Raw genomic sequence first — 26,700 nt, 5'->3', positions numbered from 1 at the left:
AAAGAAGGGATATTATGAAAAAATACTTGATTTTATTATTAGTAATTGTAAATTTGGGATTAGGAGTTCAAAGTTTTTCCGCGATGACGAAAGAGGAAAAAACAAAATTAGAAAAACAGATAGATGATGCTTATGAAAAAAAAGATAATAAAAAAATGGTAAATTTAATTACAAAATATGTAAATGAATTTCCAAATAATGCTGATTATTTAAATAGATTAGGAGTTTTGTATACTAATCAAAAAAATTATTCAGAGGCTGAAAAGTGGTATTTAAAAGCCATAGAAAACGGTAACTTTACGGCGATTTCAAATATAGCATATTTATATTTTGAAAAAGGAGACTATGAGAAATCAATAAAATATTATAAAGAATATCAAAAGTTAGTAGACAATCCTGATAACTATCTTTGGATTGCGGGGGCATATTATGAAATGGAAGATTATAAGAATGCAAAAGAATGGTATTTAAAGGTAACTAAATTTGAGAAAGATGGATTTTCGGAAAATAAATTGGGGTTAATGTTTGAAGAGGAAGGAAATCAGAAAGAGGCATTAAAATGGTATCAGGCGTCTGTTCAAAAGGGCTATCCGTGGGCATATTACAATCTTACGAACTTTTATGCTGGACTAGGAGATTCTGAAACAGCTGAGAAATGGCTAAAAAAAGGAATGGAAGTAGCCAAAAAAACAGATGATGAAGAATTAAAAAAATATTTTAAAGAAGCATTGGATGTTATTCAAAAATCAAAATAGATTTTGTTTAATTTGAAATTGTAAAGATTAATAAAATATATAAGTCATATATATAATATATATTTTACAAAATGATTGATTTTTGATATAATAATTTCATACAGATAAATGAATCAAAAAATTGAAAAACTGGAGGAAATTATGTCATTATTAATTTTAGTCTTATCATTATTACTGATTATTGAAATTTTAGGAATTAAAGTTGTACAAAATAGAAAATACGTTGCCTTAAAAGTTTCTAACAATGATTTTGTTGTATCGGTAAATGATAGAGAAGTAATGGCTAATTTTACTGGGAAATAATTGATAGAATTATATAGAATAATAAAAAACTGTTATTGTTTTTATAACTTTGAGGCGATTTATATACAAATCGTCTTTTATTTTTTTAAAAAACTAGTAAAAATAAAGTATTCAATGAAATTTATAAAGAAAAATAAGTAAAAATTTTATAAAATATGTGATAAAATATAATCAAATAACTTTAAATGATTATTTTTAAAGTTTGTTGATATTTTATAGATAAAAATATATAGGAAAATCTTAAAAATTGAGATTAACTATGTATGAAAAAAACAAATTTTAGGAGAGTGAAATCAATGACAATGAAAGGAAAAGGAAGAAGTAACAACTTAACAAGAGGAGAGGCTAGAGCTCCACACAGATCGCTTTTGAAAGGGTTAGGATTTACAAGTGAAGAAATGGATCGTCCAATTATTGGGATTGCTAATTCATTTAATGAAATTATACCGGGGCATGTTCATTTGAAAAATTTGGTTCAGGCTGTGAAGGATGGTATAAGAATGGCTGGAGGAGTTCCAATGGAATTTAATACAATTGGAATTTGTGATGGACTTGCAATGAATCATATTGGGATGAAATTTTCGCTGGTAACAAGAAACATAATCGCAGATTCGATTGAAGCAGTTGCAATGGCTACTCCGTTTGATGCGATTGTATTTATGCCAAACTGTGATAAGGTAGTGCCTGGAATGTTAATCGCAGCTGCAAGACTAAATATACCTTCAATATTTGTAAGTGGAGGAGCGATGCTTGCGGGAGTGTATAAAGGTAAGAAGATAGGGCTTAGTAATGTGTTTGAAGCAGTTGGACAATATGAAGCTGGATTAATAACTAAAAGAGAACTTAATTCTGTTGAAGAAATGGCATGTCCGACTTGCGGATCTTGTGCAGGAATGTATACAGCAAATACAATGAACTGTTTAACAGAAGCACTTGGATTAGGGCTTCCAGGAAATGGAACTGTACCAGCGGTATTTTCAGAAAGAATACGGCTTGCTAAAAAAGCTGGGATGCAAATTATGGAAGTATTGAAAGCAGATGTTCGTCCAAAAGATATTTTGACAAGAGAAGCATTTGAAAATGCGGTTGCAATGGATATGGCTCTTGGAGGATCATCAAATACAGCTCTACACTTGCCAGCGATAGCACATGAAGCAGGAATAAAATTGACATTGGAAGATTTTAATGAAATTGCAAAAATAACTCCGCAATTGTGTAAATTATCGCCATCTGGTGAATATTTTATAGAAGACTTGTACAGAGCAGGTGGAGTAACAGGAGTTATGAAAAGATTGCTTGAAAATGGAAGATTACATGAAAATACAAAAACTGTAGCATTGCGTACTCAAGGAGAACTTGCAAAAGAAGCATTTATAAATGATGATGATGTAATCAAGCCTTGGGACAAACCAGCATATAAAACTGGTGGAATTGCAGTATTAAAAGGAAACTTGGCACCAGACGGCTGCGTTGTTAAAGAAGGGGCAGTAGATCCGGAAATGTTACAGCATACAGGACCAGCAAAAGTATTTAATAGTGAGGAAGAAGCTGTAGAAGCAATTGTTGGTGGAAAAATTGTAGCAGGAGATGTTGTAATTATTAGATATGAAGGACCAAAAGGTGGGCCTGGGATGAGAGAAATGTTATCACCAACAGCGATGATTGCTGGAATGGGACTTGACAAGGATGTTGCGTTAATTACAGACGGAAGATTTTCAGGAGCGACAAGAGGAGCTTCAATTGGACATGTTTCTCCAGAAGCTGCTTCAGGTGGAAATATTGCTATAGTTCAAGATGGAGATATTATTGAAATTGATATTCCAAGCAGAACAATAAACATAAAAATTTCGGATGAAGAAATTGAAGCAAGAAAAGCTAAATTGGAACCATTCAAAATTGAAGTAAAAGGGTATTTGAGAAAATATGCAATGCACGTGTCTTCTGCAGATAGAGGGGCTATTGAGATATTGGACTAATGTGCTTTTACAAAGGAGGAGATTGAAATGGAAAATGGTGGAGAAAGTAAAGTTTTAAATATCGAGCTGACACAAGAGAAGATAAAATCAATAGTGAATGTTACTTATTCACAGCCAGTCAGCTATTTTAGAAAAAATATAAAATTGGAAATGGATATTTTGAAACCCAATAGGGAAGGAAAGTTTCCAACAGTGCTGTTTGTAACAGGTGGCTCATTTGCACATAGCTACAAGGAAAATTATTTACAGCAAAGAATTGAAATCGCAAAGGCTGGTTATGTGGTTGCAAGTATGGAATATAGAACTATTCCTGATGGAGTATTTCCGCAAAGTGTGGAAGATGTAAAATCAGCAATCAGATTTTTGAAGGCTAATGCTGATGAGTATGGGATAGATAAAGAAAGAATAGCTATAATGGGTGATTCTGCTGGTGGATATCTTGTAGCAATGGCTGGAGCGACAAATGGAACAAGAGATTTTGACAAAGGTGAAAATTTATCTGAAAATAGCGATATAAAGGCAGTTATCGATATTTATGGAGTAACAGACTTTGGAGAAGTGGATTTTGAAATTCCAGATGATATTGATGAAGGTTACAGGGCAATATTATTATCAGTGAAATTTTGGCTAAATGATGTAAGAAATGATATAAAAGTAACAAACCCAATATCATATATTTCTGATAAAACACCACCATTCTTATTGATGCACGGAGATGCAGACACTTTAGTCCCTCCAATCCATACAGAAAAACTTCACAAGGCATTAATTGAAAAAGGGATAGAATCAACAAGATATGTAGTAACTGGGGCAGGACATTCTGATGAATATTGGTTTCAGCCAGAAATTGTAAATATAATAATAGAGTTTTTAAATGAAAAGATAAAAAATATCTAATATTTAAATAAAAAATAGATAATGTAGCCGCAATTTTAAATTTTGTAAAAAGAATTATAGTTAATGGGTATTTTTTTCTGTAATTTTTGTTTCTAAAAATTCACGGAATTTTTAACTTAACGATACTACTTGTAATAGTAAAAATAATAAGCAAAATTTCGTTAAAGGAAAAAGAACTGTTTGAGCTTTTGGAATATATTTTGAATGAAATGCAGTTGCTTTTATTAAAACAATTTAAATTCAAAAGCGAGTTTTCTTTTTTCTTTATAAGAAAGTTTTGCGTAAAGCGGGGATGTAAGGGCATGGCGATTGATGCCCTTACGTTAAAAAAATTAAAAATGTAAATAAAAAATATTATATAAAAATAGATATTTAAAATAAATAAAAAATTTTGAAGAAGGTGAAGAGATTGCATAAACTTTATGATTTTATGGAAGCAAGAGAGAGATTAAGTACTGTGATAACAAAAACTAAATTGATTCACAGTTCAGTGTTCTCGAAAGAAACTGGAAATGATGTTTATATTAAGCCTGAAAACTTACAAAGAACAGGTTCGTTTAAAATTAGGGGAGCATATAACAAGATTGCAAAATTGACAGAAGAGGAGAAAAGAAAGGGAGTTATTGCTTCATCAGCAGGGAATCATGCTCAGGGTGTGGCTCTTGCGGCTCAAAAACTAGGAATTAAGGCAGTTATTGTAATGCCTAAATACACACCGCTTATAAAAGTGGAAGCAACTCGTCAATATGGTGCTGAAGTTATTTTGGCTGGGGAAGAATATGATGATGCCTATAATTATGCGAGAGAACTACAGGAGAAGGAAGGGTATGTATTTATTCATCCGTTTAATGATGATGATGTTGTGGAAGGACAGGGAACAATTGCACTTGAAGTGTTAGAAGAATTACCTGATGCTGATATAATTCTTGTGCCACTTGGAGGTGGAGGACTAATTTCAGGAATTGCACTTGCGGCAAAACTGAAAAATCCTATGATAAAAATAATCGGTGTGGAGCCAGAAGGAGCAGCTTCGGCAATTGCAGCTCTAAAAAATGGAGATGTTGTGGAACTGCCTGAAACAAATACGATTGCGGATGGAACGGCAGTTAGAAAAATCGGAGAATTGAACTTTGATTATATAAAAAATTATGTGGACGATATAATTACAATTTCAGATTATGAACTTATGGAATCTTTCCTTCTGTTAGTTGAAAAACATAAAATTGTTGCAGAAAATGCAGGAGTTCTTTCGGTTGCGGCACTTAGAAAAATTAATGAAAAAGGGAAAAAGATTGTATCAATTTTAAGTGGAGGAAATATTGATGTATTGACTATTTCTTCTATGATAAATAAAGGGCTTATTGTAAGAGGTAGAATATTTAGATTTTCGGTTGACTTGCCTGATAAACCAGGACAGCTGGTTACTGTATCGCAAATCTTGTCTGAACAAAATGCAAATGTTATAAGGCTTGATCATAATCAGTTTAAAAATCTTAATAGATTTCACGATGTGGAACTTCAGGTAACGGTAGAAACAAATGGTGAGGAGCATATTCAAAAAATAATAGAGGAATTTAATAAAAAAGGATATGTAGTTAAAAGATTAAATTCGCAGGAGATAGAATAAAAAAGTTAAATAGTATGCAATTAAAAATTTATTAAACATTCAATATTTAAATGGGAAACACTGTTAGGAATATTATAAATCAAGAAATTAAATTATCGAAAAATTAATAAAAAAATCAAAAAGAAAAGGTGGTTGAAAAATGAGTAACGAAATGATAAATGGTGCAAGAATGCTATTGGAATGCCTTCATAGAGTGGGCGTAACTGATATGTTTGGGTATCCTGGTGGAGCAGTAATACCAATTTATGATGAAATTTACAGCTTTGGTAAAATTAAACATTATTTTGCAAGACATGAGCAAGGTTCAGTGCACGCGGCAGATGGATATGCGAGAGTTTCTGGAAAAGTGGGAGTTTGTCTTGCTACCTCGGGACCTGGAGCAACAAATTTGGTTACAGGGATTATGACTGCACATATGGATTCTGTACCATTACTAGCGATAACAGGACAGGTAAGAAGCAACTTGCTTGGTAGAGATGCTTTTCAGGAAACTGATATAGTAGGAATTACTGTTCCAATAACAAAAGGAAATTATTTGGTGCAAAATATTAAAGATATTCCAAGAATCATAAAAGAGGCTTATTTTATAGCTTCGACAGGAAGACCAGGACCTGTACTGGTGGATATACCAAACGATATTCAGCAACAGGAGATTTCTTATGAGGAATTTAACAAGCTGTTTGACAAGGAAGTACAGCTGGAAGGATACGAGCCGACTTATGTTGGGCATCCTGTACAGATAAAAAGAGCTTTATCATTGATAAAGAAAGCTAAAAAACCGTTAATCATAGCGGGAGCAGGTGTCATGAAATCTGGAGCTTCAAAGGAACTTTTAGAGCTGGTAAATAAAATGGATATTCCGGTAACTACAACTCTTTTAGGACTTGGAGCGTTCCCTGAAAATCATGAATTATCGCTTGGAATGCTTGGAATGCATGGTACTGTTCCGGCAAATTATGCCACAGATGAGGCAGATTTGGTAATTGCGGCTGGGATAAGATTTGATGATAGAATCGCAGGAAATCCGAGCAAATTTTGTGAACGTGCAAAAATAATACATATAGATATTGACCCTGCTGAAATTGATAAAAATAAAAAGGCTGATGTTCCGATAGTTGGAGATTTGAAAAATGTGCTTTCTGAAATTAATAAGGAATTAGAGCCACAGGATCACAAAGAATGGACAGATAAAGTAAAAGAATGGAAAAAAGAATATCCATTGGCACATAGAGATGTTGGTAAGGATAAATTGCTTGCACAGGAAGTGTTAAAGGCAATTAACAATATTCTGGATGGGGATACAATCGTTGTAACAGATGTTGGACAGCATCAAATGTGGGCTGCACAATATATGACTTATAAAAATGCAAATAGCATTGTAACTTCAGGTGGAGCTGGAACAATGGGATTTGGAGTGCCAGCAGCAATTGGAGCTCAAGTTGGGGCAAGAGATAAGAAAGTTGTGTTAATCGTTGGAGATGGTGGTTTTCAAATGACGCTTGAAGAAATTATGATGATTAGACAGTATAACTTGCCAGTAAAAATAGTAATTATAAATAATTCATTCTTAGGAATGGTTAGACAATGGCAGGAATTATTTAAAGATAGGAGATACTCTTTTGTTGATTTGGAATGTAATCCTGATTTTGTAAAAATTGCTGATGCATATGGGATAAAATCGGAAAGATTACAGACAAAGGCAGATTTGGAGAATAAATTAAAAGATCTGATTTTATCAGATGAAGGTGTGATACTGGATTGTATTGTTGAAAAGGAAGAAAATGTGTTTCCAATGATACCAGCAGGAAAAACTGTAAGTCAAATGATAGGTAAGAAAGGGGTACTGGAAAATGATTAAGGAGCATGAAATATTAATAATTACAAAAAATACAAGTGGAATTGTATCAAGAATAATGTCTATGTTTAATAGAAGAGGATATTCGGTAAACAAGATGACTGCTGGAGTTACAAATAAGCCAGGTTATGCGAGATTGACACTTACAGTTGATGGTGACGACAAGGCATTAAATCAGATTCAAAAACAAGTTTATAAAATTGTTGACGTTGTAAAAGTAAAGATTTTTCCAGCAGAAGGAGTTATAAGACGTGAACTTATGCTTATAAAAGTAAAATCTGATGCTCAAACAAGAGCTCAAATCGTTCAAATTGCAGACATTTATCGTGGAAAAGTGCTAGATGTGGCACCAAACTCGCTTGTAATAGAACTTACAGGAAATGTGAAAAAATTACGTGGATTTGTGGAAATGATGAAAAGTTATGGAATACTGGAAATCGCCAAAACAGGGGTTGTAGCAATGAGCCGTGGAGAAAAAATGTAATATTTTTTAAATAAAAAAAGTATAGAAGGGAAGTAATAAAATGAAAGTAAGTCAGCATTGGGAAAAGGAAAAATATGAGAAAAATGCACGTTTTGTATCAACTTATGGAGAAGAGCTGATTGAATGGTTAAATCCTCAAAAAGATGAGTATATCTTGGATTTAGGCTGTGGAGATGGAGTATTGACTAAGAAAATTACTGAATATGGGTGCAAAGTTTTAGGGCTTGACGGAAGTCAGAAATTTGTTGAAGCGACAAGAAAAATTGGGATTGAAGCCATACAGGGAGATGCACAGAATATGAAATTTGAAAATGAGTTTGATGCGATTTTTTCCAATGCGGCACTACATTGGATGACTAATCCAGAGAAAGTGATGGAAGGAGTAGCTCGAGCCTTGAAAAAAGGTGGACGTTTTGTAGCCGAGACGGGTCGTAAAGGAAACGTGGAAAAAATAGAGAATGCTATTTTTGAAACTTTAGAAAAACATAACCTGAAAGCTAAAAAATGCTGGTTTTTTCCAACTCCAGAAGAAAAAACGGAATTACTTGAAAAATATGGGCTGAAAGTAAAAAGAATGATAAGTTTTCCCCGTCCTACTTTGCTTCCAACTGGAATAAAAGGATGGCTTCAAACTTTTTCTGCACCTGCTCTTGTAAACGTTCCAGTGGAAATGCATGAAAAACTGATTGATGAAATAACAGAAAAAGTGGAAAAAGAACTTGAAAGAAATGAAAATGGACAAATTCTGGCGGATTATGTGAGATTGAGATTTGAGGCTGTGAAAGAATAAATTCTATTTTTTAAGGAAAGATAAAATAAACAGAATATTGAAAGGAATGTAATATTATGAAAAAATTAATCTTGATTTCTTTGTTGTCGCTATTGGTTAATTCATGCGTTCCACTTGTTGGAGGATTTCTTGCTTGGAAAACAACGTATCCTGTTTTTGGTGAAAAAATAATAAATGGGATAGAAAGAAAAAAAATGTATAAAAAAAGTGGAATTTATGCTATTACTAAAGAAGAGTATAAAAGAGGTGTTTTGTCAGCAATGGATGATATAAAAAATAGAAAAATAGTGGATCAAGGCGCTCGGGATGTTTTTCCTGAGAATACAGAACTAATGTTTAATGATGTGCCGAACAAACAATATTGGTATATAAAAGATTTGAAAACAGGTTATGGAATTCCTGTTATAATGGATTTTAGGTGTACAGATGAATATGGGAATACAACTATATTTAGTGTAGAGGTTCTTGATAAAAATGAACTTTCAGAAAACGGAGTAGATGATGAAACTATAAAAAAGGTTTATGAATTAGGAGAAAATATTGCGGATAAAATTAGAAAAACAAGTCCAAAAAGATTTTCACAAACGAGTTGTAAAAAAAGTGATTTTGAATCAGTTAAATAAATTGATGAAATAACTGAAAAAGTTGAAAAAGAACTGGAAAGAAATGAAGATGGACAAATTTTGGCGGATTATGTAAGATTGAGATTTGAGGCTGTGAAAGAATAGAAAATCTTTATTTTGAAAGGAAGATGAATTTGAAAACAATAGGATTAATAGGAGGAATGAGCTGGGAAAGTACAGTAACTTATTATAAAATAATAAATGAAACTGTGAAAGAAAGGCTTGGTGGGCTTCATTCAGCTAAATGTATATTATATAGTGTGGATTTTCAGGAAATAGAAGAATGTCAGGCAAACGGAAATTGGGAAAAAAGCGGAGAAATCTTGGGAGAGGCTGCTAATAATCTTGAAAAAGCGGGAGCAGACTTTATAGTTATTTGCACAAATACAATGCATAAGGTTGTTAATCAGATTAAAGAAAAAATCTCCATTCCAATATTGCATATCGCTGAAATGACAGCAGAAAAGATATTAGAAAAAGGATTAAAAAATATAGCACTGCTTGGAACAAAATATACAATGGAACAGGATTTTTACAAATCAAAACTTATTGAAAAAGGGATAAATGTCATAATTCCTGATAAAAATGATATAGAAATTATAAATAAAGTAATATATGACGAACTTTGTCTTGGAACTATAAATTCTGATTCAAAAAAGAAATTTTTAGAAATTGTTGATAAACTTAGAAACAAAGGTGCAGAAGGAATAATATTAGGCTGTACTGAAATAGGGCTTCTTATAAAAAATGAAGATACTGATGTTCCATTATTTGATACAGCGATTATTCATGCAGAGCAGGCAGCGATTTATTCTATAAAATAAAAATAAAATGAAAAGTATTACCTATAAGGAGGAGACAATGAAAAGTATTACCTATAAGGAGGAGACAATGAAAAAACATATTAAAATATTTGATACAACGCTAAGAGATGGAGAACAGACACCACGTGTCAATCTTAATACACAGGAAAAATTGAGAATTGCAAAACAGCTTGAAAGTCTTGGAGTGGATGTGATAGAAGCTGGATTTGCGGTGGCATCACCAGGAGATTTTGAATCAGTTAAATTAATTGCTGAAAATATTGAGAAATCTACAGTTACAAGTTTGGCGAGAGCTGTGAAAAAAGATATTGAAGCAGCGGCAGAGGCAGTGAAAAATGCGAAAAAACCAAGAATACATACATTTATTGCAACTTCTCCGATTCATAGGGAATACAAGCTAAAAATGACAAAAGAGCAGATTTTAGATAGAGTAAAAGAAATAGTGTCTTATGCAAAATCGTTTATTGACGATATTGAATTTTCTTCAGAAGATGCGACTAGAACTGAAAAGGAATTTTTGGTGGAAGTATATGAAACAGCTATAAAAGCTGGAGCCACTACACTTAATGTGCCTGATACAGTAGGTTATAGAACTCCAAATGAAATGTTTGAACTTATAACTTATTTGAAAAAAAATGTTAAAGGGATTGAAAATGTGGATATTTCTGTGCATTGTCATGATGACTTGGGACTTTCTGTGGCAAATTCGGTTGCGGCGATTCAGGCTGGAGCAACTCAGATTGAGTGTACAATTAATGGACTTGGAGAAAGAGCTGGGAATACTTCGCTTGAAGAGATTGCAATGATTTTAAAAACTAGAAAAGACTTGTTTGAAGAATATTATACAAACATTGATTCAAAGCAAATTTACCCAACAAGTAAATTAGTAAGCCTTTTGACAGGAGTTTCAACACAGCCAAATAAAGCAATTGTCGGAGCGAATGCCTTTGCACATGAATCAGGAATTCATCAACATGGAGTATTAGCAAATCCTGAAACTTACGAAATTATGAGTCCAGAATCAGTTGGAAGAAATCCAGACAGCTTAGTACTTGGAAAACATTCAGGAAAACACGCTTTTGTACAAAAATTAGAATCATTAGGATTTAATCATGTCGGAAGTGATAGAGTGGAAGAATTATTTGCACAGTTTAAAAAATTGGCAGACAAGAAAAAATATGTTTTAGATGAAGACATTATAGCATTAGTTGCTGGAGAAGCAGCAAAAATAGAGGGAAGAATAAAACTGGCTCACTTTGAAATTTCAAGACAGGAAGGGAAAAAGCCAAAAGCGACAGTTACAATTGAACTGGATGGAGAAAAACTAGTTAAAGAAGCTCTTGGAGATGGGCCTGTTGATGCGGCGTATAATGCGGTTAATCTAGCGGTAAGTGATACTTTTGTTCTAGAAGAGTACAAGCTGGAGGCAATAACTGGAGATACTGATGCACAGGCACAAGTAGTTGTAATTATCGAGAAAAATGGAAACAGATTTATCGGTAGAGGACAAAGTACGGATGTAGTTGAAGCAAGTATAAAGGCTTATATTAACGGGATAAATAGATTATACAGTAATTAAATAGAAAATATTGGAGGATAAAAGACATGATAATGATGCAGTATAAAGTAAAACTTTCGAAAGATTTTGATATGAATAATATTAGAAAAAGAGTCCAAGAAAATGGATTTAAAACAGATGGATTTGAAGATTTATTTTTTAAAGCCTATTTAATCTCTGAGGAAAATAAAGAATATTCGCCATTATACTTTTGGAAAGATAACAAAGGAATGAATAAATTCATATTTGATGGTTTCTATGATAATATTTTAAATTCTTTTGGATGGCAGACTATAAATATTGGAATACCATTGTTGCAAGAGTTTAATGAAAACTTTTCTAAAGCAAAATATTTATTGGAAATAGAGAATGAAACAAAACCGATGGAAAAAATGAAAAGAATGGAATTTTCTATATCAGATGATAAAACTGTTGGAAGAGCATTAGTATATAACCCTGAAAATTGGAAACATACAGAGTATTATTTTTTTGAAGATGCTCCTAAAGAAGTAGAAAATTCAAAAGTGTACGAAGTTTTGCATATTTCTCAATAAATTAAGATAAGAGTAAGAGATTTTACAGTAATCAAAATTGATTTAGGAAAGATGAAAATGGAAATAGATATTTGGTAGAGGACAAAGTATAGATGTAGTGGAAGCTAGTATAAAGGCTTATATTAACGGTATAAATAGACTTTATAATAAGTAATTTTAAAAGGGAGGGGATTTTGATGGAGATATCAAAAAATTACATTAATGAAATAAAGACAATACTTAAAAATGCTAGACAAAAAGCATATACCGCTGTAAATTCGGCTATGGTGGAAGCATATTGGAAAATCGGTAGACGAATTGTAGAAGAAGAACAGAGTGGAAGAGAAAGAGCAGAATACGGGAAAGAAATTATCAAAAATTTATCAAAAGAATTGACAGAAGAATTTGGAAAAGGTTTTGGTGAAAGAAATATTCGGAATATTAGACAGTTTTATGTATTATTTTCAGATTATGAAAAATGGAAATCACTGATTTCCAAATTAACTTGGACACACATTCAAAAAGTTTTAAGAGTTTCTGATGAGAAAGCTAGAATATTTTATTTAACAGAAGCAGCAGAAAATATGTGGTCTGTAAGAACTTTGGATAGGAATATATCTACACTTTACTATAATCGTATTGTTGCAAGTATTGATAAAAAAATTGTCGAAAATGAAATGAAAGAGAAGACAAAAAAACTACAAGCAGAAGAATTTATAAAAAATCCAGTAGTTTTGGAGTTTCTAGATTTACCAACAAATATGTCTTATACAGAAAATGAATTAGAAAAAGCATTAACAGACGATATTCAAAAATTTATGATGGAACTTGGAAAAGGTTTTGCATTTGTGGAAAGGCAACAGCATATTCGTACAGAAAATTCAGATTTTTATATTGATTTGGTATTTTATAACTATATTTTGAAATGTTTTGTTATAGTAGAGTTAAAAACAGGAAAATTAACACATCAGGATATAGGACAGCTTGATATGTATGTTAGAATGTACGATGATTTGAAAAAACAGGAAAATGATAATCCGACAATAGGGCTTCTTCTTTGTACAGATACAGATAGTACTGTTATAAAATATTCAGTCTTGAATGATAATAAAAATCTTTTTGCAAGTAAATATGTAAATTATCTTCCTAGTGAAGAAGAATTGATAAATGAAATTGAAAGACAGAAGATATTGTTTGAAAGTAAAAAAAATAATGAAGTGGAATATTAATTAGAAAATTGATTACAGAAAGAAGGGATTTTAAAATGAAAACAGTAATTTTTGCACATCCATGGAATGGAAGTTTCAATAAAGCAATTTTAGATAAAGTAGTGGAAAAACTTGATGAAACAAAACAAAAATATACAATTATAGATTTGAATAAGGATGGATTTAATCCTGTAATGACAGAAGAAGAATTGTCTTTGTATTCACAAGGGAAAAGTATTGATCCTTTAGTGGAAAAATATCAGGAAATTTTGAAAAATACAGATGAGCTGATACTTGTATTTCCAATATGGTGGATGTCAATGCCTGCAATACTGAAAGGATTTTTTGATAAAGTTATGCTTAAAGGCTTTGCATATGAAAGTGCAAAAAATGAAATAAAGGGGATTTTAACTAATATAAAAACCGCAAAAATGATTACGACAGCTGAAGTGCCTAAAATTCTATTAAGTATAACAGGATTTGGAATTACTATGAAAAAAGCTAATCTTGGTGGAATCGGAATAAAGAAAACAGAATGGATTCATTATAGTTTTAGAGCAAAAGGTAAAGATGAGGATAGGAAGAAATTTCTTGAGAAAGTTAAGGAATTTGTGAGTAATTAGGAAGAAAAATAGAAAATATTCGTATTTAAAACAAACGAAGAAAAGGAGTTTTATATTATGAAAAATAAATTGTACAAATCAGTAAAAGATAGAAAAATTACAGGTGTATGTGGAGGACTTGCAGAATATTTTGATATTGATTCAAGTATTGTGAGGATAGTGTGGCTTGTTTTGGTTCTTTTTGCAGGAACAGGTCTGCTGGCTTATATTATTTGTGCGATAGTTCTTGATGATAATCCTAATGAGTAAAATATTTTTAAAATTCTTAAATAGTTAAATAAAAAATTAGATGGAGAATAAAAATGAAAAAAGTACTTTTTTGGTTATTTTACTTATTGTTTTTAACATTTTTTGACATTATTTTGGCGGTTATGAGGTTTAATAATAGTATTTATAATAGTATTTATGAATTTTTTATAAACCTGAATATAAAAAATGAGTGGATTTTAGAAAGCTTATTTCCACTAATAGAGATTGTTTTCATTATAATTTGTCTAATTTTCGCTTACTTAATTTCAAAAATAAAAGTCAGTAAAAAAAGTTTGTTAATTCCGCCATTAGTTATAGTGACGATAAAAGTAATAATATTTTTTTGCATATTTGGATTTTTTATGTCGATTCCTGAAACAGAGGATGCAGGAGCAGGAGGATTCCTTTTATATCTTATACTATTCAGCTTTGGAGCGTATATGGGAATGCTAAATTTATACTTTTATTTAGGATTATTGTTCAACTTATTTAGAAGGAGAAAGAATGAAAAAAATAATTCTTAGAGGTTCATATTTTCTTTATCTGCTTTGTTTTAATATTCTTGTATCAAGTTTATTGTTTTGGTTAGGAGAATCGGTTTTAGGAAATTTAGAAATTGGTGGAGATGCGTATTTTGGAATAGGTTATCTTGTGTTGATTTTGCTTAATATATTTTTATCATATTTTTATGCAAAAGTGAGAATAGGGAAAAAGTCCTTGATAAGTTTGACAATAGTTGGAATAGTAATAAAAATATTGATATTTTTAGTATGGGTATAGAGTATATTTTCAGACTCATCGCTTGGAGATGATAAGGCAGGAATATTCATCATATTTATTGTTTATGGCTATTTTGTTTATGTAGGTTCATTGGATGTAATATTTCTTATAGGGTTAGGGGTAAATTTACTAATAAGGAGAAAAAATGGAAGGAAAAAGTTGGATTCTTAAGATTTTATATGTTTTTTTAGGATTAATTATAGTGTTTTTGGTGTATTCGCATTATGAATATCGGAATATAAAGATTAAAACAATTGAGATAAAGTCTAAGGATTTGCCAAAAGAGTTTGACGGAAAAAGAGTGCTGTTTGTAGCTGATTTTCAGTATGATACGATGGCACGGTATAATAAAAAACAGCAGAAAAAGGCGATTGAGCTGATTAATGCACAGAAAAAGGATATGATACTTCTGGGGGGAGATTATGCGACTTGGGAGAAAAATATTCCTAAGTTTTATGAGGATGCGAAGGATATAAGGATTCCAGAACTTGGAGTATATGCGATTTATGGGAATCATGAGTATCCAGGAGCAGAAAAAACGGCTGAAAATATGAAAAAACTTGGATTTAATCTGCTCGTAAATGAAAATAGGAAAATAACAATAAATAATGAAAATATATATATTGCTGGAGTAACAGACTTGTGGCATGGAAAGCCTGATGCGAAAAAGGCTCTTGAAGGGCTAAAAAAGGAGGACTTTGTATTATTTTTGACTCATAATCCTGAATATTTTGAGGAAATGACAGAAGATGAAAAGGAAAAGGCAGATATTACACTTGCTGGACATACTCACGGCGGACAGGTTACTTTCTTTGGAAAAATTATCATGTCAGCGATAAAGGATAAGAAGAAATATGGATATGGAATGAAGGAATATAATGGTCATAAAATATACATTACTTCAGGATTAGGAGGAGCTTTTCTTGAAATGTTTATTAGATTTTTTGCACAGCCTGAGATTGTGATTTTTGAGCTGAAGAAAATTTAGATTTAGAAAGAGAGAAGAAATGGGAATATTTGATTTTTTTAAAAAGAATAAGGAAGAAGAAATTCCTTTAAGGATAGCTAAAGATTTTCATTTTCATTCAGTTGTTGGAAAAAATGGGGATGGAATTGCACGAAAAATTGTTGAGTATTTTGGAGATAAAGTGGAAGAAGCAGTTGATACGCATAAAAATTTCGCGGAAGAAGAGGTACTTTCATATTTTGAAGGGGAAGATTCTGAAAAGGAGTTTCCAATACAAGAATGGACACGAATTTTTAAAATAAAATTAAAAGATGGTACAGAAATCAATGGGGAAATTGATGATAGTGAAATGGCTGCAAAATATGGCGCTGGGCTTGCCGAACATTTTTCAGATGTGAATATAAAAGATGAAAATTTGAAGCAGATGTTATTGACTCAAATTGCATTTTTCAATTGCAGAACAAAATTAACGGCAACTTTTGATTTTTACAAAAGTGGGAAAAAGAAAAACGAAAAGATAAAACTATTGGATTTTATTTTGGGAGCAGGAAAAAGTTTTGATGGTTATTCGTTATTTAGTGCAGAAACTCTATATTCGCCTGATAAAAAAGTATTTGTTTCGAAAGAGATAGGAACAGAATTTAAAGAGTTTACACCGTTTATTCCTAAAGAATTGATTGATAATTTTGAAATGACAGATGAAGATAATGCTAGAATGGCGAGAAGTATTGAAAAAATAAAGGCTGATGAATTACCATATCTTGAGAATATGCATACAAGCATTTCGGAGGCGAGGGCTGTTATTCCTGATAAAGAATTGATTATAAAAAGGGCGGCTGCAATGCAGATGACAGGAATTGCATCAGAACTTTATAATGAAATGCAGGAAAATGCCAAAGAAAAAATCAAAGAGTTTTTGGAAATATTTGAAAAACAATACGGAATTAAAGAAGTTTTGACTAATGAAGAAAAAAATTATCTTGAAAAATATACAGATGATGTAAGAATAAATTCAGAATATAATTGGCGTTATGAATGTCCACCAGTACTGCTATGGGCTTTATCATTACAAGAATTAACAGATCTGAATACAATTTGTGATGTTAAGGGAACAATAGAATATTTCATGGAAAATGATTTAGAAACATTGATGAATAAAGCAGAATTACGTTCAAAAGATGAAATAATGGATATGCTTGATTATTTGTACAGACTTAACTGGAGTGCAGTGGAACTGAGAATACGTCCTGAAAATCATAATAATAAGAAATTCCCTTATGATGAAAGTATTATTCATTTCAGAAGATTGGCACTGGAATGGCTTGTACAGCCTGAAAAAAGTATTGAGGATGTTGAAGCGGAGATGCATACTTAGAAAATTTATTATAAACTTTTTGAAACACAGAATATGAATGCTATTATTGAAAAATAAGATAAGTATGAGAATTCGGAAGGAGTTAAATTAATGAGAAAAAATATAAGCGGAAATTCTCCATGGGAGGACATTGTAGGATATTCGAGAGCAGTAAGGATAGGAAATATTTTTGAAATAGCAGGAACAACAGCCGTTAAGGATGGAAAGCCTTATGCAGCAGGAAATGCCTATGAACAGACAAAATATATTCTTGAAAATATAAAAAAAGTTCTTGAAAAGGAAGGATTGGGGTTAAAAAACGTTATTAGAACAAGAATGTTTGTTACAGATATTTCAAAATGGGAAGAATATGGAAAAGCACATGGAGAATTTTTTAAGGACATTAAACCAGTTGCAACAATGGTAGAGGTGTCTTCATTAATTGATAAGGAATTGATGATAGAAATAGAAGTAAGTGCAGTTGCTGATTAAGAAATAAATAGAAAAGTTATAAATCTCAAAATTAGAGAGAAAATAAAACAATTGAAAAGAAAAATTTTATGATAACTAAAAAAACAGTATTTTCAGTTTTAGGAATTTTAGCAATATTTTTTATAATCTGCCTAATTTATGCACATTATGAATATACACAGCTCAAGGTCAGAACAATAGAAATTGCTTCAAAAGATATTCCACAAGAATTTGATGGAAAGAAGATTGTCTTTGCGGCAGATTTTCAGCTAGATACTTATGCGAGATTTAATCAGAAGCAGCTTGACAGGATTATTGATTTGATAAACAAGCAGGAAAAGGATATTATAATTCTGGGTGGTGACTATACTAACTGGACTGGTAAAATTCCACGATTTTACAAAGGAATGGAAAAGTTGGAAAAGCCTAAATATGGAATTTATGCAGTTTTGGGAAATCATGATTATAATTCTGTGGAAAAAAATATGGCTGGACTTAAAAGCCTTGGGTACAAAGTGCTGGTAAATGAAAATGACAAAATAACAGTAAATAACCAGAGTATCTACATTTCAGCAGTTGATGATTTACTAAAAGGGAAACCTGATGCACAGAAAGCGCTTAATGGTATAAAAAAAGAGGACTTTAATATCTTCATCACACATAATCCTGATTATTTTGAAGAAATGACAAATGAACAGAAAGAAAGATCAGATATGACTTTGGCAGGGCATACTCACGGTGGGCAGATAACATTGTTCGGCTTGATATTATGGGCAGAAATTAAGCATCCTTGGAAATACGGATACGGATTAAAGGAATATGATGGACATAAAATTTATACTACTTCAGGTGTTGGTGGTGGAGCATTTGAAATGTTCATAAGATTTTTTGCACAGCCTGAAATTGTAGTGCTAAAATTGAAAAAAATTTAAATATATACGGAAAATCAAATAAATAAAGGACTATAATAGTTTGTTGACAGCCAGATTATTTGATTATGAATAGGATGAATAAATAATGGAAAAAATTTTAATAACAGGCGCAAGTTCAGGAATTGGTAAAGAATTGGCAAAAAAATTGGCAAATAAAAGTAAAAAGATGTATTTGCTGGCAAGATCTTCTGATAAACTGAATTTATTAAAAAAAGAACTGGAAGAAAAAAATCCCTTAATTGAATGTATTTGTATAGAATATGATTTAACAGATATAGATAATTTAAGAAATGTTGTTGAAAATTGTGATGTTGATTTGGTTATTAATTGTGCTGGTTTTGGAAAAATTACAGATTTTTTGAAATTAAGTGATAAGGAAGATTTGGATACTGTAAATGTGAATTTTGTTTCTCCATTAATTTTAACAAAAAAATTTTCAGAAAAATTTTTGCAAAAAGGAAAAGGAATTATTTTAAATGTATGTTCGACAGGTGCTTTATATCAGCATCCGTATATGGCAGTTTATAGTTCGACAAAATCTGCATTATTGCATTATTCTTTGGCATTAGATCAAGAATTGTCGCATAAAAACAAAGATGTGAGAGTTTTATCAGTTTGTCCCGGCCCAACGGCAACTAATTTTTTTGATAAGAATACACAGGAAAAATTTGGAAGTTCTCAAAAATTTATGATGAGTTCGGAAGAGACAGCAAAAAAAATTATAAAAGCGATGGAAAAAGGAAGAAGATTTTCCATTATTGGCTTTAGGAATAGAGTGTCCATGTTTTTAATAAATTTATTGCCAATTTCGTTACAGCTAAGGTTAGCAGGATTAGTCTTGAAAAAGGTGATTAAATGACAGTATTGTTTAATTTTTTATTGATATTGGCAGTAATCTTGCTCATTTTAAAATTAATATTTTCTTTTGTTTACTTTAAAAGAATAAATAGTCTGGAAAAAAATAAGATAGATGAGAGCAAATACACAGTAGTTCAACCTATTTTGTCTGGAGATATAAGATTGGAAGATGATTTGTCTGCAAATTTAAAAAATACTAATGACATGAAATTTATTTGGCTTGTTGATAAAAGTGATTCTTTAGCAAGACAGACAGTTGAAAATATTTTAAAAAATAAAAATTATTCTAGCAGAGTAGAAGTCTGTTACTTAGATGATGTTCCGCAAGAAGTAAATCCCAAAGTATTTAAATTATCGCAAGCTATAAAGAAAATAAAAACGGAATATACGGTAATTTTAGATGATGATGCAGTTATTGACAGAAAAAAACTCGATGAATTAAGTATCTATGAAAAAGATAAGGCGGAGTGGATAGTAACTGGGATTCCTTATAATTATAATATTAAAGGCTTCTATTCAAAATTAATCTCGGCTTTTATAAATTCTAATTCTATTTTTTCATACTTTTCTATGTCTTTTTTAAAGGAAAATAAGACTATAAACGGAATGTTTTATATTTTAAGGACTGATATTTTAAAAAAATATTCTGCTTTTGAAGAGATAAAATATTGGCTATGTGATGATTTGGCACTTGCAACTTATTTACTTTCCAAAAATGTAAAAATTATACAAAGTACTATTTTTTGCAATGTGAGAAATACTGTTCCAAATTTTAGAAAATATATTCTTCTTATGAAAAGATGGCTTTTATTTAGCAATGTTTATATGAAAAATGCCTTTTCCATTAAATTTTTATTTATAATATTATTGCCTGTATTCTTACCAGCTATTCTATTATTTTTAAGTTTTTATTTGGGAATAAATTATTTTATCATGATAATAGCACTATTTATAGGAAAGGTTGGATTGTTCCATATAGTGAGATTATTTATTTATCAGTCAGAAATACAAAAGAAAGGTAATTTTTTTCATAAGGCTGATGAATCGCCGTATGAGTTAATAAGTGAATTTTTATTGCCTTTTATACTGGTTTATACTCTTTTAACACCGCCTGTGATTATATGGAGAAATAAAAAAATTAGAGTTAAAGATGGGAAAATACATTATGAAGTTTAACGACTATTTAGAAAAGCTGGAAAGTCTTGATGTTTCAAAAACTTTTTTAAAAGAAGATAAAATTGTCTTTTTTATAAGTGGAAGCAGCAATCTTAAAACAGCTGCCTTAGCACAAGAAAAATTTGAGATTTTAAATATTTTTAAGCAATTTGGCTACAAAATTATAAATTCAAATTTTCCATATAATGAAGACTTTGAACATGATGAATATGAAGACATCAGCATTTTTAAAGCAAGTTTATCAAATATTGTTTATTATTCTAGCACTCTTTTTAATAAAAAATTTAAACAGGAAATTTTGAGGCATTTAGAGCCTGTTAAGCATTTAAAAGATGTGATAGTTATTTCTTTAAGCTCAGGCTTAAATGTTTGGAATAAATTTATGGATTTAGCAAATTATAATAATGAGAATATTACGATGTTTGCTTTAGGACCTGTAGCGAAAGGTTATGGAAACTTGAAAAATACAGTAGTTATTAAGGGAAGTTTAGATATTTACAGCTGGCTTCTAGATTTTCACAAGACTGACAGAATTGTAAATTGTGGACATTTGGAATATTTTAAGGATAGAAAGGTAAAAAAAATAATTTATGAATACTTACAAGGAAAAAATTGAAATTGCAGTTGTTGCTCCGCCTTTTAGCGGTCATCTCTATCCAGCTTTAGAGTTAGTTCTCCCTCTATTAAAGGAAAAGGACAAATATAATATCTGTATTTATACAGGTTGTCAAAAAGAGGAAGTTGTAAAGAAACTTGGATTTCCTGTAAAAGTTTTCCTTAGAGATAAGCCTGCTATCTTTGAAAAAATATCTGATACAGATAAACAGACTAATCTTCGGATTATGTATAAGCAATTTAAAGAAAATATGGGACTTATGCCAGAAATAATAAGAGAAATGGAAGATTTTTTTTCTAAAAGAAAGCCTGACATAGTTATAGCAGATTTTACAGCCGTTCCAGCAGGATTTGTGTGCAAAAAAATTAATATTCCTTGGATTACAAGCATTCCGACACCATTTGCAATAGAAAGCAGGACAACAACTCCTTCTTATATGGGAGGACTATATCCAAGAGATAATTTTTTATTCAAACTAAGAGATAGTATATCAAGAAACATTGTCAGAAATTTTAAAAGAATGGTTTGTTTTATTTTAAAAAATCAATTAAGACAATTTAACTTCACTTTGTACAATGAAAAAGGTGAAGAAAATATTTATTCTCCATATTCGATATTAGGTTTAGGCATGAAAGAAATTGAATTTAGAGATGATTTTCCAAGTCAATTTTCCTGGGCTGGGCCTTGCTGTTCGTCCCTTTTTAAAAATAGTGTGCAATTTGAAAATAATAAAAAATTTGAAAAAACTGTATTTTTAACTAACGGAACGCATCTGAAATGGGCTAAAAATTCAATAATTGAGTTGGCAAAAGAACTTTCAAAAATCTATCCTGAATTTCTGTTCGTAGTCTCATTGGGAAGTTATTTAGAAAAAGATAAGGGTACTATAAAGGAAAATAATTTACACATTTACCATTATTTAGATTATGATGAAATTTTGCCCAAGATAGATTATGTTATTCATCATGGTGGAGCAGGAATACTTTATTCCTGTATAAAATATAACAAGCCTACTGTTATTGTTCCTCATGATTATGACCAGTTTGATTATGCAGTAAGGGCTGATTTAGCTAAAATTGGAATACCAGCTAAATTAAAATCAAGAAAGTCGATTTTAAAGGCTTTTAAGAAAATGCTAAAAAGAGAAGAATGGAACAATTTGGAAAAATTATCAAAAGAATTTAATAATTATTTACCAAGTGAAATATTGAAAAAAGAAATTGACAGGCTGTTAAAAGGAGGATAGCGATGAAGGTTTTAATTACAGGGGCTACTGGTTTTCTAGGAAAATATATAGTTGAAGAATTAAAAAATAATGGTTATCAGGTTGTTGCATTTGGAAGAAATGAGAAAATTGGCAAGACTTTGATTGACAGTAATGTTGAGTTTTTTAAGGGAGATATAGAAAATAAGGAAGATTTGCTAGGAGCTTTGCAAGGATGCAGTGCAGTAATTCATGCTGCGGCATTATCTACAGTTTGGGGTAAATGGAACAATTTTTATAAGGTGAATGTACTAGGAACTCGAAATATCGTTGAAATTTGTGAGAAACAGGACCTAAAATTAGTTTTTGTTTCATCTCCAAGCATATATGCTGGGGCAAAAGATCAGCTGGATGTTAAGGAAAATGAGGCTCCAAAGGAAAATAACCTTAATTTTTATATAAAAAGTAAAATTATGGCAGAAAATATAATCAAGAATTCCAAGCTAAATTATATGATAATTCGTCCACGTGGATTATTTGGAATTGGAGATACAAGCATAATTCCAAGACTTCTAGATTTAAATAAAAAAATGGGAATACCTCTTTTTGCTGATGGAAAACAAAAAGTCGATGTAACTTGTGTTGAAAATGTTGCCTATGCTTTAAGGCTGGCACTAGAAAACGAAAAGTATTCACGGCAAATTTACAATATAACAAACGATGAGCCGATAGAATTTAAGGAAATTTTGACATTGTTCTTTAACGAGCTGGGAACAGAAGGCAAATATTTAAAATGGAACTACAGACTAATTTTAATTCTAGTTTCAATTTTAGAAAAAGTCTATAAACTTTTTGGAATTGAGAAAGAGCCTCCTCTTACCAAATATACGCTATATTTAATGAGATACAGCCAGACTTTGAATATTGACAAGGCAAAAAAAGAATTAGGATACTATCCGCAAATATCTGTCCTTGAAGGAGTAAAAAAATATGTTAAGCACATCAGAAAAAATGATAGAAAAAGTTGAATATTTTGCCTGTGGCTATTGTACAAATGATTTAAAGAAGGTTTTTAAAGGTTTTGGTAAGACAGTAGTTGATTTTTATGCGGGAGTGTTTTTGATAAAGCATAAAAGGATGGGCTATATTCTTTATGATACTGGTTATTCTATGGATATTTTAAAAAATAAATTTAAATATTTTTTGTATAGATTTCCCAATCCAATAACCTTAAAAAAAGAAGATACAATTGATTATCAACTTAGAAAAAAAGGTATAAGTATAGAAGAAATAAAATATATAATTGTTTCACATTTACATCCTGATCATATTGGGGGATTGAAATTTTTTCCAAACTCTAATTTAATATTAACTGAGACTTGCTATAATAGTTTTAAGTCAAAAAAAGATGATTTTTTGATTTTTAATGAACTTCTGCCAGATGATTTTGAAAATAGATTGACATTGATAGGAAAGGAAAATTATAAGGAAAACAAGTTGTTTTTGTATAAAAATAGTTTTGATTTATTTTCTGATTCATCTATGCTTATGGTCGAGATAGACGGACATGCAAAAGGTCAGGCATGTGTATATATGCCAGAATTAAAACTGTTTATTGGCGCTGATGTATGCTGGGGGACTGAATATCTTCCATTTACAGATAAAATGAAATGGCTTGCTAGAAAAATACAGAATAACTTTGAGGATTATCAGCAGGGAAGTGATTTTTTGAAAAAATTGATAAAAGATGATATTTCTGTTGTTGTCAGTCATGATAATAAAGAAAAGGTAAAGAGGATATTGAATGAAAAAAATATTTAAGATTATATCAAGTTTTATAAAAATAAGATATTTTAATAAATGGGATTCACGAGATAAACTTTTGGAACATCAGAAAAAACAGGTAAATAAACACTTAAAATTTCTAAAAGAAAAATCTCCATATTTTAAAACTCACGAAATTTCTGAAAATTTTGTTATGAACAAAGCATTTATGATGGAAAATTTTGATGAACTTAATACTTTAGGGGTAAAAAGGGATGAAGCAATGGAAATTGCCCTAAATAGTGAAAAAACAAGAAATTTTAATCAGAAATACAAAGATATTTCAGTAGGGTTGTCTTCTGGAACTTCTGGACATAGAGGAATGTTTATTACTACTCCTGAAGAGCAAGGCATATGGGCAGGAACAATTTTGGCTAAAATGCTGCCTAAAAATAGTATTCTTGGACATAGAATAGCATTTTTCCTAAGAGCGGACAATGATTTGTATAAATCTATAAATTCTTTTTTAATAAGTTTGGAATATTTTGATACTTTTAAAGATATTGACGGACATATTGAGAGGTTGAATGAATACAATCCAACTATTATTGTTGCGCCCCCCTCCTTACTACTAATGCTGGCTAAAAAGATAGAGGAAGGCAAGTTGAAAACTTTTGTGAAAAAAGTTGTTTCAGTTGCAGAAATTTTAGAAAAACCTGATGAGGAATATATAAAAAAGCAGTTTAATTTAAAAGTAATTCATCAGATTTACCAGGCGACAGAAGGTTTTTTAGCCTGTACTTGTGAATACGGACATCTCCATTTGAATGAAGATTTAATAAAATTTGACAGGAAATATATAGATGCAAAAAGATTTTATCCAATAATTACAGATTTCAGGAGGACAAGCCAGCCTTTTGTAAATTATTATTTGAATGATATTCTAGTTGGATCAGAAGAACCATGTGAGTGCGGTTCTGTTTTACAGAGAATTGAAAAGATTGAAGGGCGTTCAGATGATATTTTCAGGTTTATAAATAAATTTGATAAAGAAATTACTGTATTTCCAGATTTTATTAGAAGAACAATACTTTTTGCTGAAAATATAAGAGAATATCAGGTTTTTCAAATAAATAGCAATTTACTGGAGATTGCAATTTTGAATGTAAATAATGAACAGGAAAAACTAGTAAGAAAAGAATTTGATAAATTGTTCGATTCTTTGGATATAGAAAATGTAGAAATTAGATTCATAGATTATAAAACAGATAGCACAAAAAAATTAAAAAGAATAGTAAGAAAGGTTATAGAATGAGAAGAATTCAATTTAAAGGGTATGGAATAGAATTACCAAAAAATACAGCTGAATTTAAAGGACAAATTCGTTATAGAATAAGTGAAGGTGAAAGCCAAATTTCCCTTGCTGTTTCTGCCTGTGAAAAAGCGTTAAAAAATGCAAATATAACAATTAATGATATTGATTGCATAGTTTCAGCCAGTGCTGTTGGAATACAGCCTATACCATGCACAGCAGCCCTAATTCATGAAAAAATAGCAAAAGGGACTTCAATTCCAGCTCTTGATATAAATACTACCTGTACAAGCTTTATAACTGCACTGGATACCATGTCATACCTTGTAGAAGCAGGAAGATATGAAAGAGTACTGATAGTTTCCTGCGATGTAGCTTCAAAAGCCTTAAATCCAAAACAAAAGGAAAGTTTCCAGCTTTTCAGCGATGGGGCGGCGGCATTTGTAATTGAAAAAACTGAAAAGGAAATAGGAGTTATTGATGCAATACAGAAAACATGGTCAGAAGGAGCACATTCAACTGAAATTCGAGGAGGTTTAAGCAATTTCCATCCCAAAAATTATTCTGAAATGACAAAAGAGGAATATATGTTCGATATGAACGGAAAAACAGTATTGTCTCTTTCAATAAGCAAAATTCCTGAATTAATGAAAAATTTTCTAAAAAATAATGGAATGAAAGTTTCAGATATAGATATGACAGTTCCCCATCAGGCTAGCGTTGCAATGCCTCTTGTAATGCAAAAGTTAGGAATAGAAAAAGATAAATTTTTAGACGAGGTCAAGGAATTTGGAAATATGGTATCAGCATCTGTTCCTATAACATTAGTCCATGGACTGGAAAATGGAAAAATTAAAAGCGGCAATACAATATTGCTTATTGGAACAGCGGCTGGACTTACTACAAATATGATGCTAATTAAATTATAGCTATAATTAATAGTAATTTTTTAAGTTTGGGA

Annotated in this window: 30 protein-coding genes; all 30 read left to right on the top strand. The window is 30.8% G+C overall.

The window, feature by feature from the left end:
- Positions 1-14 precede the first annotated feature (14 nt).
- Positions 15-755 (top strand): tetratricopeptide repeat protein, encoded by a 741-nt coding sequence (locus ACEG17_RS07200; RefSeq protein ID WP_372583161.1) that lies wholly within the window; start codon positions 15-17, stop codon positions 753-755.
- Positions 756-896: 141 nt separating this feature from the next.
- Complete coding sequence (locus ACEG17_RS07195; protein ID WP_039901132.1) at positions 897-1,058, top strand: hypothetical protein; 162 nt, start codon at positions 897-899, stop codon at positions 1,056-1,058.
- Positions 1,059-1,354: 296 nt separating this feature from the next.
- Positions 1,355-3,034: a dihydroxy-acid dehydratase gene (gene ilvD / locus ACEG17_RS07190; RefSeq protein WP_372583160.1), complete on the top strand. Its 1,680-nt coding sequence runs from the start codon at positions 1,355-1,357 to the stop codon at positions 3,032-3,034.
- 27 nt (positions 3,035-3,061) lie between these two features.
- Positions 3,062-3,931 (top strand): prolyl oligopeptidase family serine peptidase, encoded by an 870-nt coding sequence (locus ACEG17_RS07185; RefSeq protein WP_372583159.1) that lies wholly within the window; start codon positions 3,062-3,064, stop codon positions 3,929-3,931.
- A gap of 409 nt (positions 3,932-4,340) precedes the next feature.
- Entirely contained in the window at positions 4,341-5,558 is a 1,218-nt protein-coding gene (gene ilvA, locus ACEG17_RS07180; RefSeq protein WP_372583158.1) for a threonine ammonia-lyase, read from the top strand.
- 139 nt (positions 5,559-5,697) lie between these two features.
- Positions 5,698-7,416 (top strand): biosynthetic-type acetolactate synthase large subunit, encoded by a 1,719-nt coding sequence (ilvB, locus tag ACEG17_RS07175; protein ID WP_372583157.1) that lies wholly within the window; start codon positions 5,698-5,700, stop codon positions 7,414-7,416.
- Entirely contained in the window at positions 7,409-7,897 is a 489-nt protein-coding gene (gene ilvN / locus ACEG17_RS07170) for an acetolactate synthase small subunit (RefSeq protein ID WP_372583156.1), read from the top strand. The genes ilvB and ilvN overlap by 8 nt, the downstream gene beginning before the upstream one ends.
- Before the next feature lie 40 nt (positions 7,898-7,937).
- The gene (locus ACEG17_RS07165; protein ID WP_372583155.1) at positions 7,938-8,687 is read left to right on the top strand and encodes a class I SAM-dependent methyltransferase; all 750 of its coding nucleotides are present in this window, start codon (positions 7,938-7,940) and stop codon (positions 8,685-8,687) included.
- A gap of 56 nt (positions 8,688-8,743) precedes the next feature.
- Positions 8,744-9,310, top strand: a complete 567-nt coding sequence (locus ACEG17_RS07160) for a hypothetical protein (protein WP_372583154.1) — start codon at positions 8,744-8,746, stop codon at positions 9,308-9,310.
- Between the two features lie 134 nt (positions 9,311-9,444).
- Positions 9,445-10,134: an aspartate/glutamate racemase family protein gene (locus tag ACEG17_RS07155; protein WP_372583153.1), complete on the top strand. Its 690-nt coding sequence runs from the start codon at positions 9,445-9,447 to the stop codon at positions 10,132-10,134.
- A 67-nt stretch (positions 10,135-10,201) separates the two neighbouring features.
- Positions 10,202-11,713, top strand: a complete 1,512-nt coding sequence (locus tag ACEG17_RS07150; protein WP_372583152.1) for a 2-isopropylmalate synthase — start codon at positions 10,202-10,204, stop codon at positions 11,711-11,713.
- 26 nt (positions 11,714-11,739) lie between these two features.
- Positions 11,740-12,246: a DUF4865 family protein gene (locus ACEG17_RS07145; protein WP_036060000.1), complete on the top strand. Its 507-nt coding sequence runs from the start codon at positions 11,740-11,742 to the stop codon at positions 12,244-12,246.
- Positions 12,247-12,343: 97 nt separating this feature from the next.
- Positions 12,344-12,400, top strand: a complete 57-nt coding sequence (locus ACEG17_RS07140; protein WP_372583228.1) for a hypothetical protein — start codon at positions 12,344-12,346, stop codon at positions 12,398-12,400.
- 22 nt (positions 12,401-12,422) lie between these two features.
- The gene (locus ACEG17_RS07135; RefSeq protein WP_372583151.1) at positions 12,423-13,454 is read left to right on the top strand and encodes a PDDEXK nuclease domain-containing protein; all 1,032 of its coding nucleotides are present in this window, start codon (positions 12,423-12,425) and stop codon (positions 13,452-13,454) included.
- Positions 13,455-13,489: 35 nt separating this feature from the next.
- Positions 13,490-14,056, top strand: coding sequence for an NAD(P)H-dependent oxidoreductase (locus ACEG17_RS07130; RefSeq protein ID WP_372583150.1), 567 nt, complete (start codon positions 13,490-13,492; stop codon positions 14,054-14,056).
- A gap of 57 nt (positions 14,057-14,113) precedes the next feature.
- Positions 14,114-14,305, top strand: a complete 192-nt coding sequence (locus ACEG17_RS07125; RefSeq protein ID WP_372583149.1) for a PspC domain-containing protein — start codon at positions 14,114-14,116, stop codon at positions 14,303-14,305.
- Between the two features lie 53 nt (positions 14,306-14,358).
- Positions 14,359-14,829: a hypothetical protein gene (locus tag ACEG17_RS07120; protein ID WP_372583148.1), complete on the top strand. Its 471-nt coding sequence runs from the start codon at positions 14,359-14,361 to the stop codon at positions 14,827-14,829.
- On the top strand, positions 14,810-15,085 hold the full coding sequence (locus ACEG17_RS07115; RefSeq protein ID WP_372583147.1) for a hypothetical protein: 276 nt from the start codon (positions 14,810-14,812) through the stop codon (positions 15,083-15,085). Before ACEG17_RS07120 ends, ACEG17_RS07115 begins: the two co-directional genes overlap by 20 nt.
- Positions 15,086-15,230: 145 nt before the next feature.
- Entirely contained in the window at positions 15,231-16,073 is an 843-nt protein-coding gene (locus ACEG17_RS07110; protein WP_372583146.1) for a metallophosphoesterase, read from the top strand.
- A gap of 19 nt (positions 16,074-16,092) precedes the next feature.
- Entirely contained in the window at positions 16,093-17,427 is a 1,335-nt protein-coding gene (locus tag ACEG17_RS07105; protein WP_372583145.1) for a DUF4272 domain-containing protein, read from the top strand.
- 90 nt (positions 17,428-17,517) lie between these two features.
- On the top strand, positions 17,518-17,898 hold the full coding sequence (locus tag ACEG17_RS07100; protein WP_372583144.1) for a RidA family protein: 381 nt from the start codon (positions 17,518-17,520) through the stop codon (positions 17,896-17,898).
- A gap of 68 nt (positions 17,899-17,966) precedes the next feature.
- Complete coding sequence (locus ACEG17_RS07095) at positions 17,967-18,809, top strand: metallophosphoesterase (protein ID WP_372583143.1); 843 nt, start codon at positions 17,967-17,969, stop codon at positions 18,807-18,809.
- An 85-nt stretch (positions 18,810-18,894) separates the two neighbouring features.
- Positions 18,895-19,668 carry an SDR family NAD(P)-dependent oxidoreductase gene (locus tag ACEG17_RS07090; RefSeq protein WP_372583142.1) on the top strand — a complete coding sequence of 258 codons (774 nt, stop codon included), beginning with the start codon at positions 18,895-18,897 and terminating at the stop codon, positions 19,666-19,668.
- On the top strand, positions 19,665-20,843 hold the full coding sequence (locus tag ACEG17_RS07085) for a glycosyltransferase family 21 protein (RefSeq protein WP_372583141.1): 1,179 nt from the start codon (positions 19,665-19,667) through the stop codon (positions 20,841-20,843). Before ACEG17_RS07090 ends, ACEG17_RS07085 begins: the two co-directional genes overlap by 4 nt.
- Entirely contained in the window at positions 20,833-21,459 is a 627-nt protein-coding gene (locus tag ACEG17_RS07080) for a hypothetical protein (protein WP_372583140.1), read from the top strand. Before ACEG17_RS07085 ends, ACEG17_RS07080 begins: the two co-directional genes overlap by 11 nt.
- The gene (locus ACEG17_RS07075) at positions 21,434-22,705 is read left to right on the top strand and encodes a glycosyltransferase (RefSeq protein WP_372583139.1); all 1,272 of its coding nucleotides are present in this window, start codon (positions 21,434-21,436) and stop codon (positions 22,703-22,705) included. The genes ACEG17_RS07080 and ACEG17_RS07075 overlap by 26 nt, the downstream gene beginning before the upstream one ends.
- Before the next feature lie 2 nt (positions 22,706-22,707).
- On the top strand, positions 22,708-23,691 hold the full coding sequence (locus tag ACEG17_RS07070) for an NAD-dependent epimerase/dehydratase family protein (protein ID WP_372583138.1): 984 nt from the start codon (positions 22,708-22,710) through the stop codon (positions 23,689-23,691).
- Positions 23,654-24,484 carry an MBL fold metallo-hydrolase gene (locus ACEG17_RS07065; RefSeq protein ID WP_372583137.1) on the top strand — a complete coding sequence of 277 codons (831 nt, stop codon included), beginning with the start codon at positions 23,654-23,656 and terminating at the stop codon, positions 24,482-24,484. The genes ACEG17_RS07070 and ACEG17_RS07065 overlap by 38 nt, the downstream gene beginning before the upstream one ends.
- Entirely contained in the window at positions 24,468-25,742 is a 1,275-nt protein-coding gene (locus tag ACEG17_RS07060) for a F390 synthetase-related protein (RefSeq protein ID WP_372583136.1), read from the top strand. The genes ACEG17_RS07065 and ACEG17_RS07060 overlap by 17 nt, the downstream gene beginning before the upstream one ends.
- Positions 25,739-26,668 (top strand): 3-oxoacyl-[acyl-carrier-protein] synthase III C-terminal domain-containing protein, encoded by a 930-nt coding sequence (locus ACEG17_RS07055; RefSeq protein WP_372583135.1) that lies wholly within the window; start codon positions 25,739-25,741, stop codon positions 26,666-26,668. Before ACEG17_RS07060 ends, ACEG17_RS07055 begins: the two co-directional genes overlap by 4 nt.
- The last annotated feature ends 32 nt before the right edge of the window (positions 26,669-26,700 follow it).

The organism is Leptotrichia hongkongensis (assembly GCF_041538065.1).
Taxonomy (GTDB): domain Bacteria; phylum Fusobacteriota; class Fusobacteriia; order Fusobacteriales; family Leptotrichiaceae; genus Leptotrichia; species Leptotrichia hongkongensis.
The sequence above is the reverse complement of the archived record's forward strand: the minus strand, read 5'-3'. Positions and strand labels throughout refer to the sequence as shown.

Coding starts and splice junctions, on each gene's coding strand:
- ACEG17_RS07200 (WP_372583161.1), top strand. CDS start 15: ATGAAAAAATACTTGATTTTATTATTAGTAATTGTAAATTTGGGATTA.
- ACEG17_RS07195 (WP_039901132.1), top strand. CDS start 897: ATGTCATTATTAATTTTAGTCTTATCATTATTACTGATTATTGAAATT.
- ilvD (WP_372583160.1), top strand. CDS start 1,355: ATGACAATGAAAGGAAAAGGAAGAAGTAACAACTTAACAAGAGGAGAG.
- ACEG17_RS07185 (WP_372583159.1), top strand. CDS start 3,062: ATGGAAAATGGTGGAGAAAGTAAAGTTTTAAATATCGAGCTGACACAA.
- ilvB (WP_372583157.1), top strand. CDS start 5,698: ATGAGTAACGAAATGATAAATGGTGCAAGAATGCTATTGGAATGCCTT.
- ilvN (WP_372583156.1), top strand. CDS start 7,409: ATGATTAAGGAGCATGAAATATTAATAATTACAAAAAATACAAGTGGA.
- ACEG17_RS07165 (WP_372583155.1), top strand. CDS start 7,938: ATGAAAGTAAGTCAGCATTGGGAAAAGGAAAAATATGAGAAAAATGCA.
- ACEG17_RS07160 (WP_372583154.1), top strand. CDS start 8,744: ATGAAAAAATTAATCTTGATTTCTTTGTTGTCGCTATTGGTTAATTCA.
- ACEG17_RS07150 (WP_372583152.1), top strand. CDS start 10,202: ATGAAAAAACATATTAAAATATTTGATACAACGCTAAGAGATGGAGAA.
- ACEG17_RS07145 (WP_036060000.1), top strand. CDS start 11,740: ATGATAATGATGCAGTATAAAGTAAAACTTTCGAAAGATTTTGATATG.
- ACEG17_RS07135 (WP_372583151.1), top strand. CDS start 12,423: ATGGAGATATCAAAAAATTACATTAATGAAATAAAGACAATACTTAAA.
- ACEG17_RS07130 (WP_372583150.1), top strand. CDS start 13,490: ATGAAAACAGTAATTTTTGCACATCCATGGAATGGAAGTTTCAATAAA.
- ACEG17_RS07125 (WP_372583149.1), top strand. CDS start 14,114: ATGAAAAATAAATTGTACAAATCAGTAAAAGATAGAAAAATTACAGGT.
- ACEG17_RS07120 (WP_372583148.1), top strand. CDS start 14,359: ATGAAAAAAGTACTTTTTTGGTTATTTTACTTATTGTTTTTAACATTT.
- ACEG17_RS07115 (WP_372583147.1), top strand. CDS start 14,810: ATGAAAAAAATAATTCTTAGAGGTTCATATTTTCTTTATCTGCTTTGT.
- ACEG17_RS07110 (WP_372583146.1), top strand. CDS start 15,231: ATGGAAGGAAAAAGTTGGATTCTTAAGATTTTATATGTTTTTTTAGGA.
- ACEG17_RS07105 (WP_372583145.1), top strand. CDS start 16,093: ATGGGAATATTTGATTTTTTTAAAAAGAATAAGGAAGAAGAAATTCCT.
- ACEG17_RS07100 (WP_372583144.1), top strand. CDS start 17,518: ATGAGAAAAAATATAAGCGGAAATTCTCCATGGGAGGACATTGTAGGA.
- ACEG17_RS07095 (WP_372583143.1), top strand. CDS start 17,967: ATGATAACTAAAAAAACAGTATTTTCAGTTTTAGGAATTTTAGCAATA.
- ACEG17_RS07090 (WP_372583142.1), top strand. CDS start 18,895: ATGGAAAAAATTTTAATAACAGGCGCAAGTTCAGGAATTGGTAAAGAA.
- ACEG17_RS07085 (WP_372583141.1), top strand. CDS start 19,665: ATGACAGTATTGTTTAATTTTTTATTGATATTGGCAGTAATCTTGCTC.
- ACEG17_RS07080 (WP_372583140.1), top strand. CDS start 20,833: ATGAAGTTTAACGACTATTTAGAAAAGCTGGAAAGTCTTGATGTTTCA.
- ACEG17_RS07075 (WP_372583139.1), top strand. CDS start 21,434: ATGAATACTTACAAGGAAAAAATTGAAATTGCAGTTGTTGCTCCGCCT.
- ACEG17_RS07070 (WP_372583138.1), top strand. CDS start 22,708: ATGAAGGTTTTAATTACAGGGGCTACTGGTTTTCTAGGAAAATATATA.
- ACEG17_RS07065 (WP_372583137.1), top strand. CDS start 23,654: ATGTTAAGCACATCAGAAAAAATGATAGAAAAAGTTGAATATTTTGCC.
- ACEG17_RS07060 (WP_372583136.1), top strand. CDS start 24,468: ATGAAAAAAATATTTAAGATTATATCAAGTTTTATAAAAATAAGATAT.
- ACEG17_RS07055 (WP_372583135.1), top strand. CDS start 25,739: ATGAGAAGAATTCAATTTAAAGGGTATGGAATAGAATTACCAAAAAAT.